At 71.2% G+C, this 20034-nt stretch carries 17 protein-coding genes; all 17 read left to right on the top strand.

Annotation, left to right across the window (positions count from 1 at the left end; all coding sequences use genetic code 11):
- Positions 1 to 283: 283 nt before the first annotated feature.
- The 17 genes from BZL64_RS13760 (at position 284) to BZL64_RS13840 (ending at position 19982) form a co-directional block, all read left to right on the top strand.
- Complete coding sequence (locus tag BZL64_RS13760) at positions 284 to 1225, top strand: 5-dehydro-4-deoxyglucarate dehydratase (protein WP_086769467.1); 942 nt, start codon at positions 284 to 286, stop codon at positions 1223 to 1225.
- Positions 1222 to 2385: a hypothetical protein gene (locus tag BZL64_RS13765; RefSeq protein WP_086769468.1), complete on the top strand. Its 1164-nt coding sequence runs from the start codon at positions 1222 to 1224 to the stop codon at positions 2383 to 2385. The genes BZL64_RS13760 and BZL64_RS13765 overlap by 4 nt, the downstream gene beginning before the upstream one ends.
- Positions 2386 to 2490: 105 nt before the next feature.
- The gene (locus BZL64_RS13770) at positions 2491 to 3120 is read left to right on the top strand and encodes a TIGR03086 family metal-binding protein (RefSeq protein ID WP_086769469.1); all 630 of its coding nucleotides are present in this window, start codon (positions 2491 to 2493) and stop codon (positions 3118 to 3120) included.
- Positions 3121 to 3190: 70 nt separating this feature from the next.
- Complete coding sequence (locus tag BZL64_RS13775) at positions 3191 to 3940, top strand: MBL fold metallo-hydrolase (protein ID WP_086769470.1); 750 nt, start codon at positions 3191 to 3193, stop codon at positions 3938 to 3940.
- 145 nt (positions 3941 to 4085) lie between these two features.
- On the top strand, positions 4086 to 4742 hold the full coding sequence (locus BZL64_RS13780) for a GntR family transcriptional regulator (protein WP_086769471.1): 657 nt from the start codon (positions 4086 to 4088) through the stop codon (positions 4740 to 4742).
- The gene (locus BZL64_RS13785; protein WP_086769472.1) at positions 4739 to 5650 is read left to right on the top strand and encodes a dihydrodipicolinate synthase family protein; all 912 of its coding nucleotides are present in this window, start codon (positions 4739 to 4741) and stop codon (positions 5648 to 5650) included. The genes BZL64_RS13780 and BZL64_RS13785 overlap by 4 nt, the downstream gene beginning before the upstream one ends.
- The gene (gene araD, locus BZL64_RS13790; RefSeq protein ID WP_086769473.1) at positions 5647 to 7383 is read left to right on the top strand and encodes an L-arabinonate dehydratase; all 1737 of its coding nucleotides are present in this window, start codon (positions 5647 to 5649) and stop codon (positions 7381 to 7383) included. The genes BZL64_RS13785 and araD overlap by 4 nt, the downstream gene beginning before the upstream one ends.
- Positions 7384 to 7545: 162 nt before the next feature.
- On the top strand, positions 7546 to 8481 hold the full coding sequence (locus BZL64_RS13795; protein WP_086769474.1) for a carbohydrate ABC transporter permease: 936 nt from the start codon (positions 7546 to 7548) through the stop codon (positions 8479 to 8481).
- Positions 8478 to 9380 carry a carbohydrate ABC transporter permease gene (locus BZL64_RS13800; protein ID WP_086769475.1) on the top strand — a complete coding sequence of 301 codons (903 nt, stop codon included), beginning with the start codon at positions 8478 to 8480 and terminating at the stop codon, positions 9378 to 9380. The genes BZL64_RS13795 and BZL64_RS13800 overlap by 4 nt, the downstream gene beginning before the upstream one ends.
- 29 nt (positions 9381 to 9409) lie before the next feature.
- Entirely contained in the window at positions 9410 to 10657 is a 1248-nt protein-coding gene (locus tag BZL64_RS13805) for a pectate lyase family protein (RefSeq protein WP_086769476.1), read from the top strand.
- Positions 10654 to 11907 carry a Gfo/Idh/MocA family protein gene (locus BZL64_RS13810; protein ID WP_208639436.1) on the top strand — a complete coding sequence of 418 codons (1254 nt, stop codon included), beginning with the start codon at positions 10654 to 10656 and terminating at the stop codon, positions 11905 to 11907. The genes BZL64_RS13805 and BZL64_RS13810 overlap by 4 nt, the downstream gene beginning before the upstream one ends.
- Positions 11907 to 12758, top strand: a complete 852-nt coding sequence (locus BZL64_RS13815; RefSeq protein WP_086769477.1) for a DUF6807 domain-containing protein — start codon at positions 11907 to 11909, stop codon at positions 12756 to 12758. Before BZL64_RS13810 ends, BZL64_RS13815 begins: the two co-directional genes overlap by 1 nt.
- The gene (locus BZL64_RS13820; protein ID WP_086769478.1) at positions 12755 to 14263 is read left to right on the top strand and encodes a glycoside hydrolase family 43 protein; all 1509 of its coding nucleotides are present in this window, start codon (positions 12755 to 12757) and stop codon (positions 14261 to 14263) included. The genes BZL64_RS13815 and BZL64_RS13820 overlap by 4 nt, the downstream gene beginning before the upstream one ends.
- Before the next feature lie 34 nt (positions 14264 to 14297).
- Positions 14298 to 16277, top strand: coding sequence for a pectinesterase family protein (locus BZL64_RS13825; RefSeq protein ID WP_086769479.1), 1980 nt, complete (start codon positions 14298 to 14300; stop codon positions 16275 to 16277).
- A gap of 69 nt (positions 16278 to 16346) precedes the next feature.
- Complete coding sequence (locus tag BZL64_RS13830; RefSeq protein WP_086769480.1) at positions 16347 to 17687, top strand: ABC transporter substrate-binding protein; 1341 nt, start codon at positions 16347 to 16349, stop codon at positions 17685 to 17687.
- Between the two features lie 111 nt (positions 17688 to 17798).
- On the top strand, positions 17799 to 18593 hold the full coding sequence (locus BZL64_RS13835) for a rhamnogalacturonan acetylesterase (RefSeq protein WP_086769481.1): 795 nt from the start codon (positions 17799 to 17801) through the stop codon (positions 18591 to 18593).
- 69 nt (positions 18594 to 18662) lie between these two features.
- Complete coding sequence (locus tag BZL64_RS13840) at positions 18663 to 19982, top strand: pectate lyase family protein (RefSeq protein ID WP_086769482.1); 1320 nt, start codon at positions 18663 to 18665, stop codon at positions 19980 to 19982.
- Positions 19983 to 20034: the final 52 nt, after the last annotated feature.

Consider the following 20034-nt stretch of genomic DNA (forward strand, 5'->3'; position numbering starts at 1 on the left):
CCACCAGACGGGGGCGGCGGAGCAGCGGGGCCGACGGAGTCGGCAGGTGTGGCGGGTGCGGCATGCGAGTGCCCCCGCGGCCGTATTCATGGACGTTATTCACATGCGTGGACACGCTAAGGATCTCCCGCCTGCCGCGTCAAGTGTCTCGCGGAGCCGGGGAATCCGCCCCCGTCTGGTGGTTTGCCCGCTTGACCGGGGCTCAGGGGCCTTCATAGGGTGAGTCCGTTCATAGATGTGGACATTAGTCAGAAGAACGCACGCGTCGTCCCAGGGAGAGCCCGTGACGCCAGCCCCGCTCGCCGAACGTCTGCGCGTCCCCACCGGACCGCTGTTCTTCCCCGTCACCGCCTACGGCCCGGACGGCTCCCTCGACCTCGACACCTTCCGCGCGCACGTCCGGCGCGGGATCGACGCCGGGGCGGCGGCGGTCTTCGCCTGCTGCGGCACCGGCGAGTTCCACGCGCTCACCCCCGAGGAGTTCGAGACCTGCGTGGCGGCGGCGGTGGAGGAGACGGCAGGGCGCGTGCCCGTCGTCGCAGGCGCCGGCTACGGGACCGCGCTCGCCGTGCGCTACGCGCGCCTCGCGCACGCCGCCGGCGCCGACGGGCTGCTCGCGATGCCGCCGTACCTGGTGATCGCAGGCCAGGAGGGGCTGCTGCGGCACTACCGGGAGGTGGCCGCCGCGACCCCGCTCCCGGTGATCGTCTACCAGCGCGACAACGCCGTCCTCACCCCCGAGACGGTCGTCGGACTCGCCCGCACGGACGGGATCATCGGGCTCAAGGACGGGCTCGGCGACCTCGACCTCATGCAGCGCATCGTCAGCGCCGTCCGCACCGACGCCCCCGGCGACTTCCTCTACTTCAACGGCCTGCCGACCGCCGAGCAGACCCAGCTCGCCTACGCCGCCATCGGCGTCACCCTCTACTCCTCCGCCGTGTTCTGTTTCGCCCCCGAGATCGCCCTCGCCTTCCACCGGGCGCTCGCCACCGGCGACGAGAGCACCACGCACCGCCTCCTCGACGGCTTCTACCGCCCCTTCGTCGAACTGCGCGCCCAGGGCCGCGGCTACGCTGTCTCCCTCGTCAAGGCGGGTGTACGGCTGCGCGGCCTCGACGTGGGCGAGGTGCGGCCCCCGCTGCACGAGCCCGGCGAGGACCATGTCAAGCAGCTCGCGCAGCTGATCGAGCGCGGCTACGCACTGCTGGAGGAGGACGCGTGAAGGCGTCGGCGTTCGTCTACCCCTGGGACGTGAACGGCGACCCGCGGGCCCCCGGCCGCATCGCCGCCCTCGGTGTCGGGCAGGTCACCCTGGCCGCCGCCTACCACTCCACCCGCGCCCTGACCCCGCGCCACCCCCGCCACCGCATCGTCACCGCCGAACACGCGGCCGTGCTGTACCCGGTGGACGGCCGCTGGGACGGCCGCGCCCTGCGGCCCCACCCGGCCGGCGACTGGGCCCCCGGCGACGCCTACGGCGAGGCCGCAGCCGCGCTCGCGCAGGCCGGTCTGGAGGTGCACAGCTGGGTCGTCCTCGCGCACAACTCCCGCCTGGGCGCCGAACATCCGGACACCTCCGTCGTCAACGCGTACGGCGACCGCTACCCGTGGGCCCCGTGCATCGCGCAGCCCGCCACGCGCGCGTACCTCGTCGACCTGGCCGCCGAGGCCGCCGTACGGCCCGGCGCGGCCGGCACCGAGCTGGAGTCCCTGGGCTGGTACGGCCTCCAGCATCTGCACGCCCACGACAAGACCGGCGGGGTCGGCCTCGGCGAGGCCGGGCAGTACCTCATGTCGCTCTGCTTCTGCCCCTCCTGCCGGTCCGGGTACGGCGAACGCGGCCTGGACCCCGACGCCCTCGCGGCGGCCGTACGGACCGCGCTGGAACCGGTGTGGCAGGGCCTGCCGGACGGCGGCGGCTGGGCCGGGGTGGAGAAGCTGCTCGGCGCGGAGCCGGCGGCGGCCACGCGCGCGTGGCGGGACGCAACCGCCCGATCCCTTCAGGAGGAGGCCGTCGCGGCCGTCCGCGCGGCGGCGCCCGAAGGGTTCCAGGTACTGCTGCACGCCGACCCGGTCTCGTTCCACGTGGGCGCCAACCCGGGCGTCGACCCCGCGCACATCCTGTCCGTCGCCGACGGCGTGGTCGCCCCCTGCGCGGGCGGCCCCGCCCTCCTGACCCCCTTCGCCGAACAGCGCCGCGACTCCGCCGTGATCGCCGCCAACCTCACCGTCGTCTCCGGCATGGGCGGCAGCCCCGGCACGCTCGCCGCGGACGCGGCACGCGCGCGTGACCTGGGCGCCACGGAGATCCGGCTCTATCACGCGGGCCTGGCGTCGGACGACGACCTGGAAGGCGTCCGCAAGGGACTCGGCGCGCTCTGAGCGGACGCGGCGATCCGGGCAGCGGCGAAGTCGTCGCCCGTCCCGCGATGAGTTCGGGCCGCCCCGCCGGTCTCTCCTTCAGACACCCATTCTGAGGAGCGGCAGATGACCGGCACCGACACCCGATCCGACACCGGCACCAGCACGGCGATCATCGATCTCGGACCCCAGACGCGGATCGTGGCCCGGCTCGCGGCGGGCGTGCGGGACGAACAGCTCGGGGACCGGACGCCGTGCCCCGCCTACGCCGTCCGCAACCTGCTGGGCCACCTCACGGGGCTCGCCGCCGCCTTCCGTGACGCCGCCCGCAAGGAACTCGGTCCGACCACCGACACCCCGCCGGACTCCGCCGTGCCCGACCTCGGCCCCGGCTGGCGCGAGGAACTGCCCCGCGTCCTCGACGAACTGGCCGAGGCCTGGCGCGACCCGGTCGCCTGGACCGGTATGACCCGGGCCGGCGGCGTCGACCTGCCGGGCGAGGTCGCGGCAGCGGTGGCCATCGACGAACTGGTCGTCCACGGCTGGGACCTGGCCCGCGCCACTGCCCAGGAGTATGTCCCCGACCCGGCCGCGCTCCAGGCGTGCCACGCCTTCGTGGTGGAGGTGGCCGCGGACCCGAGCGGCGGCGGGGGCATCTTCGGGCCCGTCGTGCCGGTGTCGCCGGAGGCCCCTCTCCTGGACCGCGCGATCGGCCTGAGCGGGCGCGACCCGGGCTGGACCCGCGAAGGAGCCTGACTGACCGCCGGGCCCGTGGACGGACGTATTCCGGGCGCGGGCCGCCCGGCCGGCTCGTACGCTCCCCACCATGCCCCTCAGTCTCACCGTCCTCGGTACCGCCTCTCCGCACCCCGGCCCCGGCCGGCCCTGTTCCGGCTATCTGGTGCGGGGAGGCGGCGCCGAGGTGTGGGTGGACGCGGGGCCGGGCACCTTCGCGGAGTTGCAGCGGCACACGGATCCGCGTCGGCTCACCGCGATCTGGATCTCCCATCTGCACGCCGATCACAGCGCCGATCTCCTGGCCGCCGTCTACGCCTTCGCCTACGGCGGCATGACCCCGCCGGCCCCGGTCCCGGTGTACGCGCCCCGCGACTGCGCCCGGCGCCTGGCGGGCTTCCTCGGGCGGCCGGACGTACGGTTCCTGGACGGAATCCTCGAGTTCAGGCCGCTGTACGACGGCCACACCGTCCGGCACGGGAACCTGCGGCTCACCTCCCGCGCGGTGGCCCACGACACCGAGGCGTACGGGCTGCGCGCCGAGTGCCAGGGCAGCGTCCTCGCCTACTCGGGGGACAGCGGACCGTGCGACGCGCTCACCGAACTCGCGGTGGGCGCCGACCTGTTCCTGTGCGAGGCCGACCTCGACACGCATCGCGAAGGCGAACAGCGCGTGCACCTCACGCCGGAGGACGCGGGCGCCTGCGCGAAGGGCGCCCGGGAACTGCTCATCACCCACGTGGGCCCCACCCTCACCCGTGAGGCCGCCGCGGCCCGCGCCGCCCTGGTCTTCGGCGGACGGACCGCCGCCGCGCACGAGGGCGACACCTTCTCCCTCTGAGCGGCCGGGAAGAAGCAACCTCGACTTCCTTTGTCAGAAGCATTGACGAAACACGGAGCCCCTCCTACCTTCAAGCCGTCGTACTTCGTACGTCATATATGAGACGCGATACGCGAGATCAGATACGCGACACCGAGAGGCGCGCATGACCTCTGTGCCCACGCCGATCCCCTCCCGCACGCAGTACGTGCTGGAGGAGATCAAACGCCGCATCCTCACCGGGCGGCTGACGCCAGGTCAGGCGCTGGTCGAGACCGAGTTGGCCGCGCAGTTCGGGGTCTCCAAGACCCCGGTGCGCGAGGCGCTCAAGACCCTGGCCGGCACCGGACTGGTCGTCATGAGCCAGTACAAGGGCGTCACGGTGCGCATGGTGGACGCGGACATGGCGCGCGAGGTCTACGACGTGCGACTGCTCCTCGAACCCGAGGCGCTGAAGCGGGCCGTGAAGCGCGGCGCGTCCCTGGAAGCCGCCCGCGCCGCCCTCACCATGGCCGACGGGGCGACCGACACCGCCGAACGCTCCCTGGCGAACCGGGAGTTCCACCGAGCCCTGTACCTGCCGTGCGGCAACCCGCTGCTCGGCCGGATGCTCGACGAGGTCCGCGACCAGGCCGCCCTGGTGTCGGCCGTCGCCTGGGCCGCCTCGCCCTCCTGGGAACGGGAGGCGGGGGAGCACCGCGAGATCCTGCGGCTCGCCCTCGACGGCGACGCCGACGGCGCGGCCCGCGCCCTGCACGCCCACATCGCGTCGTTCGTACGCCGAGCGTTCCCCGACGCCCAGACAGAGGAAGGTCAGGAATGAGCAGCGTGGCGTTCGAGACCCAGCGTGCGGCCCTGGCCGACGTCGTGGCCATCCCGGTGACCCCGTTCGCCGAGGACGGCTCCGTCGACCAGGACGCCCACCGGGCCCTGCTGCGCCGTCTGCTCGACGGCGGGATCAGGACCCTCACCCCCAACGGCAACACCGGCGAGTTCTACGCCCTCACCCCCGAGGAGCGACGCCTGGTCACCGAGCTGACGATCGAGGAGACCCGGGACCGGGCGGTGATCCTGGTCGGCGTCGGACACGACGTGCCCACCGCGGTCGCCTCCGCCCGCCACGCCCGTGAACTGGGCGCCGGCATGGTCATGGTCCACCAGCCCGTCCACCCCTACGTCTCGCAGAGCGGCTGGGTCGACTACCACCGGGCCATCGCCGAGTCGGTGCCCGAGCTGGGCGTCGTCCCCTACATCCGCAACGCGCAGCTGGCCGGCGCCCGCCTCGCCGAACTCGCCGACGCCTGCCCGAACGTGATCGGCGTGAAGTACGCCGTCCCGGACGCCGCCCGCTTCGCCGCGTTCGCCCGTGACGCGGGCCTGGAGCGGTTCGTCTGGGTGGCCGGCCTCGCCGAGCCGTACGCCCCCTCCTACTTCTCCGCGGGCGCCACCGGCTTCACCTCGGGGCTGGTGAACGTGACCCCGGCCGTCTCGCTCAACATGATCGAGGCGCTGCGGTCCGGGGACTACCCGGCCGCGATGAAGGTCTGGGAGCAGATCCGCCGCTTCGAGGAACTGCGCGCGGCCAACGGCTCCGCGAACAACGTCACCGTCGTCAAGGAGGCCCTCGCCTCCCTCGGACTGTGCCGCCGCGAGGTCCGTCCGCCGAGCCGCCCGCTGCCCGAGGCGGACCGGGCCGAGGTCGCCGAGATCGCCGCGGGGTGGTCCATATGACCGAGCCCGTCCGCAGGCGCCCCGAGGACCTGCGAAGCCACCAGTGGTACGGCACGGAGGGCCTGCGTTCCTTCAGCCACCGGGCCCGCACCCGCCAGCTCGGCTATCTGCCCGAGGAACACCTCGGCAAGCCGGTGATCGCGATCCTCAACACCTGGTCGGACATCAACCCCTGTCATGTGCACCTGCGTGACCGGGCGCAGGCGGTCAAGCGGGGCGTGTGGCAGGCGGGCGGTTTCCCGCTGGAGTTCCCGGTCTCCACGCTGAGCGAGACCTTCCAGAAGCCGACCCCGATGCTCTACCGCAACCTGCTCGCGATGGAGACCGAGGAGCTGCTGCGGTCCTATCCGGTCGACGGCGCCGTCCTGATGGGCGGCTGCGACAAGACGACCCCCGCCCTCCTCATGGGTGCCGCCAGCGTCGACCTGCCGACGGTGTTCGTGCCGGCCGGCCCGATGCTGCCGGGGCACTGGCGCAATGAGGTCCTCGGCTCCGGCACCGACATGTGGAAGTACTGGGACGACAAGCGGGCCGGCCTGATCGGCGACTGCGAGCTGGCCGAACTGGAGAACGGCCTGGCCCGTTCGCCCGGCCACTGCATGACGATGGGTACGGCGTCCACGCTGACGGCCGCCGCCGAGGCGCTCGGCGTCACCGTCCCGGGGGCCTCCAGCATCCCGGCCGTGGACTCGGGGCACGACCGGATGGCGGCGAAGGCCGGCCTGACGATCGTCGACCTCGTCCACCGCGACCGCAGGCTGTCGGCGATCCTGACCCGCGACGCCTTCGAGGACGCGGTGACGACGGTCCTCGGCCTCGGCGGCTCCACCAACGCGGTGATCCACCTGATCGCCATGGCGGGCCGCTCGGGAGTCAAGCTCACGCTGGACGACTTCGACCGCATCGCCCGCACCGTCCCGGTGCTCGCCAACGTGCGGCCCGGCGGACAGACGTACCTGATGGAGGACTTCCACTTCGCCGGCGGTCTTCCCGGGTTCCTCTCCCGCATCACCGACCTGCTCCACCTGGAGCGGCCGACCGTGTCGTACGACACGATGCGCGAGCAGCTCGACGGGGCGCAGGTGCACAACGACGACGTCATCCGGCCGCGGGACAACCCGGTCGCCGACGAGGGCGGCGTCGCCGTCCTGCGCGGCAACCTCTGCCCGGACGGCGCGGTCATCAAGCACATCTCCGCCGAGCCGCACCTGCTCAAGCACACCGGCCCCGCCGTCGTCTTCGACGACTACCGGACCATGCAGCGGACCATCAACGACCCGGACCTCGGCATCACCGCCGACACCGTGCTGGTCCTGCGCAACGCCGGCCCCAAGGGCGGTCCGGGCATGCCCGAGTACGGCATGCTGCCCATCCCCGACCATCTGCTCAGGCAGGGCGTGCGGGACATGGTCCGGATCTCCGACGCCCGGATGAGCGGGACGAGTTACGGCACGTGCGTGCTGCACGTGGCACCCGAGTCGTACGTCGGCGGACCTCTCGCCCTGGTCCGCACGGGTGACTCGATCACCCTCGACGTCGAGGCCCGCTCCCTCCAACTCAACGTGGACGACGAGGAGTTGGAGCAGCGCCGGGCGCGGTGGACGCCGCCGCCCACCCGGTACGAGCGGGGCTACGGCGCGCTCTACAACGAACAGATCACCCAGGCCGACACGGGCTGCGACTTCGAGTTCCTCGCCCGTGCCGGCACGGTGCAGGACCCGTACGCGGGCTGACCCGTCCGGCGGGAACCCACCCGCCGACCCCTGCCCACCGAGTAAGCGCTTCCTGTACGAGCCGAGCACCAGCCCGAGTACCGACCACCGTGCGACGTCACACCGCGCACCGCACCACGCCAGCACGACGTACGACGACGTACCCAGAAACGGAGAACAGTCGTGGCCCAAGCCGTAGCCGTGGCGAAACCGCCCGCGCCACCCCGGCGGCGCCGTGCCTCCGCCACGCCGCGCAGACTGCCGTACCTGCTGATCGCGCCGGCCGCCCTGCTCATGCTGGGCTTCATCGCCTATCCGGTCATCAGCGTCTTCTACTACAGCCTTCAGAACTACAACCCCACCAAACCGTGGCGCAACGGCTACGCGGGCTTCGACAACTTCGTCCACGCCTTCACCGACGACCCGATCTTCTGGGACACGCTGACCTTCAGCGCCAAGTGGGTCTTCGTCGAGGTCGGCCTCCAGCTCATGTTCGGTCTGGCGCTGGCGCTCATCGTCAACCAGACCTTCGTGGGCCGCTCGCTCGGCCGCGCCCTGGTCTTCTCGCCCTGGGCCGTCTCCGGTGTGCTGACCTCCGCGATCTGGGTGCTGCTCTACAACTCCCAGACCGGCATCACCCGTTACCTCGCGGACATGGGCATCGGCACCTACGGGACGAGCTGGCTGTCGGACACCTCGACCGTGTTCTCGGCCGCGATCGTCGCCGACCTGTGGCGCGGTGTGCCCTTCTTCGCGATCCTCATCCTCGCCGACCTCCAGTCCGTCTCCAAGGACCTCTACGAGGCGGCCGAGGTCGACGGGGCCAGCAGATTCAAGCAGTTCTGGCACATCACCCTGCCCCACCTGAAGGACGCCATCGTCCTGTCCACGCTGCTGCGCGCCGTGTGGGAGTTCAACAACGTCGACCTGCTCTACACGCTGACCGGCGGTGGACCCGCGGGCGAGACCACGACGTTGCCCCTCTACATAGCCAACACCTCTGTGGACGCCCACAACTTCGGCTACGCGTCCGCCCTGACCACCGTCGCGTTCGTGATCCTGCTCTTCTGCTCGGTGATCTACCTGCGGCTGAGCAAGTTCGGAAGTGAGTCCAAGTGATCACCAAGGAGGCCACCGAGGCGGCGCCCACCCCCGTGAGCGTCCCCACCGAGGCGGAGCACCGCCCGCGCAAGGGGAAGTACCGCGCCTGGGACGACGCCCCGCGCTGGCAGATCTATCTGCCGCTGTCGATCTACCTCGTCTTCACCCTCATCCCCTTCTACTGGATCCTGCTGTTCGCGCTGCGGCCCGCCGGCTCCACCTCGCTCGTGCCCTGGCCGATCACCTTCGAGCACTTCGAGAAGGTGTGGACGGAGCGGAGCTTCGCCACCTACTTCCAGAACAGCCTGCTCGTCGGCGTCGCCACCCTGCTGATGACGACCCTCGTCGCCCTGGCCGGCGGCTATGCCCTGGCCCGCTTCGACTTCAAGGTCAAGCGCGCCTTCATGCTGGCCCTGCTCTGCTCCCAGTTCGTGCCGGGCGCGCTGCTCCTGGTCCCGCTGTTCGAGATCTTCGCCGAACTCCAGATGATCAACTCGCTGACCAGCGTGATCATCGCCGAGACGGTGTTCCAGCTGCCACTGTCGATGATCCTGATCAGCAACTTCATCAAGAACGTGCCGTACACGCTGGAGGAGGCGGCCTGGGTCGACGGCTGCAACCGCTTCACGGCGTTCCGGATCGTCGTGCTGCCGCTGCTGCGGCCCGGACTGATCGCCGTAGGTTCCTTCGCCTTCGTGCACTCCTGGAACCACTTCCTGTTCGCCCTGATGTTCCTCAACAACCAGAGCAAGCAGACGATCCCGGTCGGCCTCAACACCCTGATGAGCGCGGACAGCGTCGACCTCGGCGCGCTCGCCGCCGGCGGCATCATCGCCGCCGTCCCGGTGGTTCTCGTGTTCGCCTTCATCCAGAAGTGGCTGATCACCGGCTTCAGCGCGGGGGCGGTGAAGGGGTGAGACTCCGTCATATCGCTGTGACAGCGGGGATGCTGGGTCTGCTCTGTGTCCCCGCTCATGCGGAGGCCCGCGACATCGGCCGTGACACCCTGCCCGCGGGCGACGGCTGGGCGTCGTACGGCGCCGGAACCACCGGAGGCGCGGCGGCCGACGACGCCCACGTGCACACCGTCACCGACCGGGCCGGCCTGGTCCGGGCGCTGGACAACGGCAGCGACACCCCGAAGATCATCCGGATCGCCGGGACCGTCGACGCCAACACCGACGACGACGGCGACCACCTGGACTGCGCCGACTACGCCACCGGCGGCTACTCCCCGAAGAAGTACCTGGCCGCCTACGACCCGCGCACCTGGGGTTCCGCGAAGCCGAGCGGCCCGCAGGAGGAGGCCCGCAAGGCGTCGGCGGCCCGGCAGGCCGAGCGGGTCGTGCTCCCGGTCGGCTCCAACACCACCATCGTCGGACTCCGCGGCGCGGTACTCAAGGGCGCGAGCCTCCAGGTCAGGAACGCGGACAACGTCATCGTCCGCAACCTCGACCTGCGCGACGCCTACGACTGCTTCCCCGTCTGGCAGCCCAACACCGGCGGCCTCGGGGACTGGAAGACGGCCTACGACAACCTCTGGCTGACCGGCGCGACGCACGTGTGGATCGACCATGTCACCGCCTCCGACAAGGGCCATCCCGACGAGGCCGAACCCACCTACTTCGCCCGCAACTACCTGCGCCACGACGGCCTGCTGGACATCACCAACGGCTCCGACCTGGTGACCGTGTCCTGGAGCCGGTTCACCGGACACGACAAGGCGATCCTCATCGGCAACGGGGACACCGTCGCCGGCGACCGCGGCAAGCTGCGGGTCACCCTGCACCACAACGCCTTCGACTCGATCGCCCAGCGCGCGCCCCGGGTCCGCTTCGGACAGGTGCACCTCTACAACAACCGCTACGAGGTCACCGACGGCCACCGCTACTCCGTCGGCGTGTCGACCGAGTCCGGCATCCACGCCGAGAACAACGCCTTCCACACCCCCGGCCATGTGGAGGCCGCCGACCTGGTCAAGAGCTGGAACGGCACCGCCCTGCACCAGAGCGGCACCCTCTTCAACGGCTACCCCGTCGACCTGCTCGCGATCCACAACGCCTACAACGGCGGCAGCGAACGCGACCTCACGGCGGACGTCGGCTGGACACCTACCCTGCACACAAAGATCGACAGCGCCGCGGTGGCCGACCGCGAGGTGGCCCGCGGCGCGGGCGCAGGGAGGATCCCATGAACACCCCCGAACCGATGAACACCCCCGAACCGGCGGACGGTGCCGGCGTCCCGGTCGTCCTGGCCGGAGCGCGCGGCCACGGCCACTGGCACCTGGACAACCTCCGCCGGCTCCAGGACAAGGGCATCGTCCGGCTGGCGGGCATCTGCGAGCTGACCCCGCTCACCCCGGACGAGATCCCGCCTGGCCTCGGCACGCCCGAGCAGTCCGCCGACTTCGGCGCGCTGCTGGACGCGACCGGCGCCCGGATCGCCGTGATCTGCACCCCGATCCCCACCCACACCGACCTGGCGCTGACCGCGGCCCGCAGGGGCGTGCACCTGCTGCTGGAGAAGCCCCCGGCGCCGTCGTACGCCGAGTTCCGCCGGATGGCCGACGGGGTCGCCGAGGCGGGCGTGGTCTGCCAGATCGGCTTCCAGTCGCTGGGCTCGCACGCCCTGCCCGCGGTCCGCGCGATGATCGGCGACGGCGTGATCGGTGAGATCTCGGGGGTCGGCGGGGCAGGCGCCTGGGCCCGCCCGGAGGCCTACTTCCGGCGCGCGCCCTGGTCCGGGAAGCGCCGGATGAACGGCGTCGACGTGATCGACGGCGCCCTCACCAACCCGCTCGCGCACGCCGTCGCCACCGCCCTGGCACTGGCCGACGTCACCCGCGCCGAGGACGTCACCGGCATCGAGACCGAGCTGGCGCACGCCAACGCGATCGAGTCCGACGACACCTCCTGCGTCCGGATCACCACCGCCGCCGGACGCCAGGTCGTCGTCGCCGCGACCCTGTGCGCCGAGGACCCCGACGACCCGTACGTCGTCGTCCACGGCAGCCAGGGCCGGATCACCTTCTGGTACAAGCAGGACCGCGTCCTGCTCCAGCGCGGCGGCCACGGCCCCGAGGAGTTCGAGTACGGCCGCACCGACCTGCTGGAGAACCTCGTCGACCACCTCACCGACGGCACCGACCTGCTGGTCCCGCCGGCCGCGACCGAGGCGTTCATGCGGGTCGTCGAGGCGATCCGGGTCGCCCCCGACCCGCTCGAACTGCCCGACGAGGCCTGGCACCGGCTCCCCGGCGAGGACCGCCGGGTCGTCCCCGGCGTCGACGGGCTGGTCGCGGCAGCCGCCGACACCCTCGCCCTCTTCTCCGAACTGGGCGCCGCCTGGGCGTCCCCGACCGTCCATCCGTCCCCGGCCGCGGATCCGTCCCCGACCGCGCGTCCGTCCGCGTCCGCGCATCCGAAAGAGGTGAGCACCTGATGGCACAGGCACCCGACGCCCCCGTCGTGCTGCGCGTCGCCGGTCGCCCGGTCGGCCGCTATCTCACCCGGCCCGAGCTGCCCGCCCGGCTCTCCCCGCGCCCCTTTCTGCACCCCGTCACCACCCTGGCCGGCACGGTGGTCACCGAACTGAGCCCCGCCGACCACACCCACCACCTCGGCGTCGGTGTCGCCGTTCCCGACGTCGAGGGGCACAACTTCTGGGGCGGCCGTACCTACGTCCGCGACCAGGGACCGACCGAACTCGACAACCACGGCGCCCAGCGGCACGTCGGCTTCCCGCTGCGCGACTCCGACGGGTTCGTGGAGGAGCTGCGCTGGGTGGCCGCCGGAGCCGAGCTGCTGCGAGAGCGCCGTACGGTCGCGGCCACCGGCCTCACCGGCACCGCCTGGGCGCTGGACTTCACCTTCTCCCTCACCAACGCCACGCCGGACCCGGTGACCATCGGCAGCCCGGCGACGAACGGACGCCCCGGCGCGGCCTACGGCGGCTTCTTCTGGCGCGCCCGCAAGGAGGACCGGGCCCCGGACGTCTTCACCGGTGACGCCGAGGGCGAGGCCGGCGTGCACGGCGGACGCGCCGACTGGCTGGCCCTGACCGGTACGGACTGGACCCTGGTGTTCGCGGGCGTCACCGACACCACCCGCCGGGACCCCTGGTTCGTGCGCACCGGCGAGTACCCCGGCGTCGGCTCCTCGCTGGCCTCGGCCGAGCGGCTGGTCATCGCGCCCGGCGACACCGCCGTCCGCCGCGTCGTCACCGTCGTCGCCGACGGCCGGCTCGGCCGCGACGAGGCGGCCACCCTCGTCCGGAAGGCGGTCACCCAGTGACAGACGAAACGTACGCGAATCCGATTCTGGACGCCGACTGGTCCGACCCGGACGTGGTGCGCGTCGGTGACGACTTCTACCTCACCGCCTCCAGCTTCGGCCGCGCCCCCGGCCTGCCGCTGCTGCACTCGCGGGACCTGGTCAACTGGACCCTGGTCGGACACGCCCTCGAACGCCTCGAACCGGCGGCCGAGTTCAGGTCCCCGCGCCACGACTGCGGAGTGTGGGCGCCCTCGCTGCGCCACCACGACGACCGCTTCTGGATCTTCTGGGGCGACCCCGACCAGGGCATCTTCCAGGTCAACGCCCCCGAGATCAGAGGACCTTGGACCCGGCCGCGGCTGGTCAAGGAGGGCAAGGGCCTGATCGACCCCTGCCCCCTGTGGGACGACGAGAGCGGCGAGGCCTACCTGGTCCACGCCTGGGCGAAGTCCCGCTCCGGCGTCAAGAACCGGCTCACCGGCCACCGGATGCACCCCGACGGCACCTCGCTCCTCGACGAGGGCAAGCTGATCGTCGACGGGGACCGCATCCCCGGCTGGTTCACCCTCGAAGGGCCCAAGCTCTACCGGCACGACGGCTGGTTCTGGATCCTCGCCCCGGCCGGGGGAGTGGACACCGGCTGGCAGGGCGCCTTCCGCTCACGGGACTTCTTCGGCCCCTACGAGGAGCGGATCGTCCTGGAGCAGAAGGACACCGACGTCAACGGCCCCCACCAGGGCGGCTGGGTGCGCACCCCGTCCGGCGAGGACTGGTTCCTGCACTTCCAGCAACGCGGCGCCTACGGCAGGGTCGTCCACCTCCAGCCCATGCGGTGGGGCGACGACAATTGGCCGGTGATCGGTGAGGAGGGCGCCCCCGTCGCCGTACACCGCAGGCCGGAGCTGCCGCCGCAGCCGGCCGCCGCACCGGCCACCGACGACGACTTCCCCGGCGGACGCTTCGGCAGGCAGTGGCAGTGGACGGCCAATCCGCAGGACGGCTGGGCCACCCAGCACTCCGGCGACGGCCTGCGCCTGTCCTGCGTCCGTACGGGCGACGCGCACGACCTGCGCAAACTGCCCCATCTGCTCACCCAGCGGCTGCCCGGCACCCCGTCGGCCGTCGAGGTGGAGCTGGAGCTGCACGGTGAGGAACCCGGCGCACGGGCCGGACTCGCGGTGCTGGGGGACGCCTTCTCCTGGATCGGGCTGCAGCGCGGCACCGACGGCTCGGTCCATCTCGTGCACCGCTTCGCCGAGGCGGTCGCCGAGCGGGAGCGGGACGCCGCCCACCCACGGCTCGCCCCGCAGGGCAGGGTCCGCCTGCGCGTCGAGATCGGCGCCGGCGCCCGCTGCCGGTTCACCTACGACCTCGGCGACGGCCCGCACCACTCGGGCCCCGTCTTCACCGCCACGCCCTGGCGGTGGGTCGGCGCCCTGCTCGGCCTGTTCGCCCTCGCACCCGACGGACCGGGACAGGCCGGGGCGGCCACCTTCACCCACTTCCGGATCAGCAACCTCTAACCCACCGCAGTCGTAGAGCCTGTTGGGAGCCGCAATGACGCACTTCCCTAGCAAGCGCTTGTCGAGACCGGGCGTCGTACTCGCCGCCGTGGCCGGACTGGTCGCCGCGCTGGGCCTCGGCACGGTCGGCGAGGCGCACTCCGCGCCGGCCGAGGCCACTGCCACCGTGCCGCGCTGGTCCGATCGGGCGCACGGATTCGCCTCCCTGGCCGGAGGCACCACGGGCGGGGCCGGCGGCAAGGTCGTCACGGTCACCGACCAGGCCTCCCTCGCGGCCTACGCGGCGGCCGCGGAGCCGTACGTCATCCGGATCGCCGGGTCGATCGCGGTCGAGCCGTTCGGCGCGGACATCGCCGTCGCCTCGGACAAGACGCTGGTCGGCGTCGGGGACACCGGCGAGATCGTGCACGGAGAACTGCACCTGGCCCCCGGCACCCACAACGTGATCATCCGCAACCTGACGATCCGCGACTCGGCCGTCGAGGGCAACTGGGACTGCAAGGACACCGACTTCGACGGCATCCAGATGGACACCGTCCATCACGTCTGGGTGGACCACAACCGCTTCTCGAACATCTGCGACGGGCAGCTCGACGTCCGCAAGGACAGCGAGTACATCACCGTCTCCTACAACCGGTTCGAGAACAACAACAAGACGTTCGGGCTGGGCTGGACCACCGACGTCAAGACGCAGATCACCATCGACCACAACCTGTTCGCCAACACCAAACAGCGCAACCCGTCCGTCGACAACGCCGCCTACGCCCACCTCTACAACAACCACCTGACGGCACAGGCCGATCCGGGCGACCCGGTGTGGACGTACGGGAACTGGTCGCGCGGCCGGACGAAGATGGTCATCGAGAACAGCTACTACCGGGACGTGCAGCACCCCTACCAGGCGGACGCCACCGCCGAGCTGGTGGAGCGCGGGTCGGTCCTGAGGAACACCACGGGCCGGCACGACGAGTGGGGGGCCGCCTTCGATCCGCGGGACTTCTACGCGTACCGGCTGGACCCGGCGGCGGCCGTGCCCGCGCTGGTCGGCAGGTTCTCCGGGCCGCAGCGGCGGATCGGCGGCGCGGTGAGGCTCCAGGTGCCGGGGGACTACCCGACCGTGCAGTCGGCCGTGGACGCCGTGCCCGAGGGCAACTCCCTGCCGGTCACCGTCGCCGTCGCACCGGGCGTCTACCGGGAGAAGGTGTTCATCCCTGCGGGCAAGCCGAACATCTCGCTGCAGGGGACTGGACAGGACCGCTCCGACACCGTCATCGTCTACGACACGCCTGCGGCGTACGGCGGTTCGACGGGCAGCGCCACGGTCCGGATCGCGGCCAACGACGTCACGGCCCGTCACCTCACCTTCAGCAACGACTTCGACGAGGCCGCTCACGAGCTGAACGCCGAGCAGGCGCTGGCGGTGAAGACGACCGGCGACCGGATCGTCTTCGAGGACACGGCCTTCCTGGGCAACCAGGACACGCTGATGACCGACAGCCCCCGGCTGGACGTGATCAGCCGGGTCTACATCCGCGACTCCTACATCGAGGGCGACGTCGACTTCCTCTACGGACGGGCGACGACCGTCGTCGAGCGGTCCGTGATCCGGGCGCTCAGCCGCGGGTCGGACAGCAACAACGGCTACATCACGGCCGCCTCCACCTGGACGGGCAACCCGTACGGGTTCCTGATCACCCGCTCCAAGGTCGTGAGCGACGCGCCGGCCGGGACCTTCCACCTCGGACGGCCCTGGCACCCCGGCGGTGAACCCGCCGCGGTCGCCCAGGTGCTGATCCGCGACACCGAACTGCCCGCCGCGGTCAAGGCCGCCCCGTGGACCGACATGAGCGGCTTCTCGTGGCGGGACGCGCGGTTCACCGAGTACCGCAACCACGGCCCCGGCGCCGCGGTGACCGCGGACCGGCCACAGCTCGACGACACCGACGCACGGACCCACACCGTCGCCGACTACCTCCGGGGCACCGACGACTGGGCACCCCACGCCCGCCGCTGACCCCGCGCGCCCCCCACGTACCTGCACTGCCCGTCCGGATCCGGAAGACAAGAAGAAGAGAGCCGATCAATGAAGATCAACATCCACAGAAGCAGGCGCGCCGCCACGGCCGTCGCCCTGGGGGCCGTGCTCGCCCTGACCGCCACCGCCTGCGGTGACGACGGCAGCGGCGCCGGCGGCGACAAGGGGGCCGACGGCAGCGGCAAGGGCAAGATCCTCTTCTGGGACAACAACGGCGGCGTCCGCACCGACATCTGGAAGGAGATCATCGCCGACTTCGAGAAGGCCAACCCGGACATCGACGTGGAGTACGTCGGCATCGCCTCCACCGAGTACGGGTCCAAGGTCGACACCGCCATCCAGGGCGGCGGCCTGCCGGACGTCGGCGGGATCGGCGCGTCGATGGCGGCCGGGATCGCGGCCCAGAACGCACTGGAGCCGCTGGACGACCGCCTCGCCAAGTCCGCCCTCAACGGCAAGCTCAACGAGTCCATGCTCGACTCGCTGAAGTCGGCCGGCGGCGGCGATGCCCTCTACTCGATCCCGACCTCCGCGAACAACGGTGTCCTCTACTACCGCACCGACCTGTTCAAGGCCGCCGGCCTGGCCGAGCCGACCACCTGGGACGCGTTCTACACGGCCGCGGAGAAGCTGACGAACACGGGCAAGAACCAGTTCGGATACACCATCCGCGGCGGCGCCGGATCCATCGCCCAGGCACTGGACGCCATGTACGGGCAGAGCGGGCTCACCTCGTTCTGGGACGGCGACAAGACCACCGTCAACGACCCGAAGAACGTCGAGGCGCTGGAGAAGTACGCGGCCCTCTACAAGAAGGTCACCCCGGCCGCCGACCTGAACAACGACTTCACCAAGATGGTCGCCCAGTGGGACTCGGGCACCATCGGCATGCTGAACCACAACCTGGGCTCGTACCAGGACCACGTGAAGGCGTTCGGCGCCGACAAGTTCCGGGGCATCCCGCAGCCGATCGGCTCCTCCGGCAAGCGGGTCCAGGTGTCCAACCCGGTCGACGGTCTCGGCCTGTTCAAGAGCTCGAAGAACAAGGAAGCCGCCTGGAAGTTCATCGAGTTCGCCACCTCGCACGCGGAGAACTCGAAGTTCAACGAGTCGGCCGGCCAGGTGCCGTCGAACAACGCGGCGGCGAAGGACGCGTGGATCTCCCAGGCCGAGCCGACCAAGCTGGCCGCGCAGGCGCTGTCCGACGGGTCCACGACGATCGTGCAGCTGCCGTACTACCTGCCGGACTGGGGCACCATCTCCAAGTCCGACAACGAGCCCAACTTCCAGAAGGTCCTGCTGGGCAAGCTCAGCGCCAAGGACTTCCTGGACACCCTCGCCGACCAGCTGAACACGGCGCAGGCGGAGTGGAAGGAACAGAAGGGCTAGGACTGCCGGGACTTCGGTCCCGATCGTGAGCGGCCGGCCGCGGGTTCCCTGTGGCCGGCCGCGGCTCCCCTCCCTGTCGAACGCTGTCGAAGCTGTTGAAAGGTGCACTCCGTGTCCCTCACCCGCAGACAGGTCACCGCCGCGGCCTTCGCCGCTGTCCCCCTCGCGGCCCTGGCCACCGGCACCGCGCAGGCCGCGCAGCGACCCCGCACCCTCTACATCGCCGGTGACTCCACCGCTGCCCAGAAGTTCGCCGACGCCGCGCCCGAGACCGGCTGGGGGATGGCGCTGCCGTTCTTCCTGCACAAGGACCGGCCGGTCGCCAACCACGCGGTCAACGGCCGGAGTTCCAAGAGCTTCGTCGACGAGGGACGCCTCGACGTCATCCTCGCGTCGATCCGGCCGGGGGACTTCCTCCTGATCCAGTTCGCGCACAACGACGAGAAGACCACCGACCCGGCCCGCTACACCGAGCCCTGGACGACGTACCAGGACTATCTCCGGCTGTACGTCGACGGAGCACGCTCCCGTGGGGCGCGGCCCGTGCTGGCGACGTCCGTGGAGCGCCGCCGGTTCGACGCGGCCGGCAACGCGCTCCTCACGCACGGCGACTACCCGGCGGCGATGCGGGCGCTGGCCGCGGAGGAGGGCGTCGCGCTGCTCGACCTCCAGGCGCTGTCGCTGGCGCTGTGGCAGAAGCTCGGGGTCGAGGAGACCAAGAAGTACTTCAACTGGACCGCCACCGAGCAGGACAACACGCACTTCAATCCGCCGGGTGCGATCGCCGTGGCCCGGCTCGCCGCCGAGGAATTGCTGCGCCGCCGGGTGCTGCCCGCGCGGGACGTGCGCCGGCTCGACACGGAGATCCCGGAGTCCTGGATCACCTGGCCCCCGGCCACCGCGTAACCCCTCTTCTCTCCTTTCCTTCTCCTCTCTCCTCCTTCCACTTCTCCTTACGCGAAAGAGAGCCGCACAATGAACGCACAGAGATGGCATGGGCATGCCACAAAATCGGCCGTCGTGGTCGGCTGCACCGCGCTGGCCATGACGGTCACCGGCACCACCGCCCAGGCGCACTCCGGCAGTGACCTCGCCCGGCAGACCCTGCCGGCGGGCGACGGCTGGGCCGCGTACGGCACCGGCACCACCGGCGGTGCCGCCGCCGACGCCGAGCACGTGTACACCGTCACCACCTGGGCGGAGTTCAGGGCCGCCCTGGAGACCGGCGGCACCGCACCGAAGATCATCAAGGTCAAGGGCACCATCGACGCCGTCTCCGAGGGGTGCGAGGCCTTCGCGGCCCCCGGCTACGACTTCGACGCCTACCTCGCCGCCTACGCGCCGGAGGTCTGGGGCCTCGACACCGACCTGAGCGCCGAGCCCGCCGACAGCCCCGAGGGACTGCGGCGCACCTCCGCCGCCGGCCAGGACAAGGCGATCAAGGTCAACGTCCCCTCCAACACCACCATCGTCGGGGTGGGCAGGAACGCGGCCATCAAGGGCGCCAGCCTCCAGATCAGGGCCGTCGACAATGTGATCATCCGCAACATCGCCTTCGAGAGCCCCATCGACTGCTTCCCGCAGTGGGACCCCACCGACGGCTCGAAGGGCAACTGGAACTCCGAGTACGACACCGCCGTCGTCTACGGGTCCACCCACGTGTGGCTGGACCACAACACGTTCACCGACGGCTCCCACCCCGACAGCGCCGCGCCGACCCACTTCGGCATGCTCTACCAGCAGCACGACGGCGAACTGGACATCGTCCGCGGCTCGAACTACGTCACCGCCTCCTGGAACGTCTTCACCGAGCACGACAAGACGATCCTCATCGGCAACAGCGACAGCGAGTCCACCGCCGTCGGCGACCGGGGCAAGCTGAAGGTCACCTTCCACCACAACCTGTTCTCCAAGCTGGTCGAGCGCGCGCCCCGGGTCCGGTTCGGGCAGGTCGACTCCTACAACAACCACTTCGTCGCCGACTCCTCCTACGCCTACACCTTCGGCATCGGCAAGGAGTCCCAGCTCGTCGCCCAGCACAACGCGTTCACGCTGCCCGCCGGTGTCAGCGCGGCGAAGGCGCTGAAGAAGTGGAGCGAGGCGCCGGTCACCGCCGACGGCAACCACGTCAACGGCAAGCCCGTCGACCTGATCGCCGTGCACAACGCGGAGATCCCCGCCGAGACCCTCCAGTCGGGCGCGGGCTGGACGCCCACCCTGCGCACCAAGGTCGACCCGGTGAGGGCCGTCCCCGGCATCGTCAACGGCCGGGCCGGTGCCGGAAAGATCTGCTGACCCCACGACGCCACGACCGTACGGGCCGGGGCCCCGCCGCCCCGGCCCGTAC

The sequence above is a fragment of the Streptomyces bobili genome (assembly GCF_002154575.1).
Classification (GTDB): Bacteria; Actinomycetota; Actinomycetes; order Streptomycetales; family Streptomycetaceae; genus Streptomyces; species Streptomyces bobili.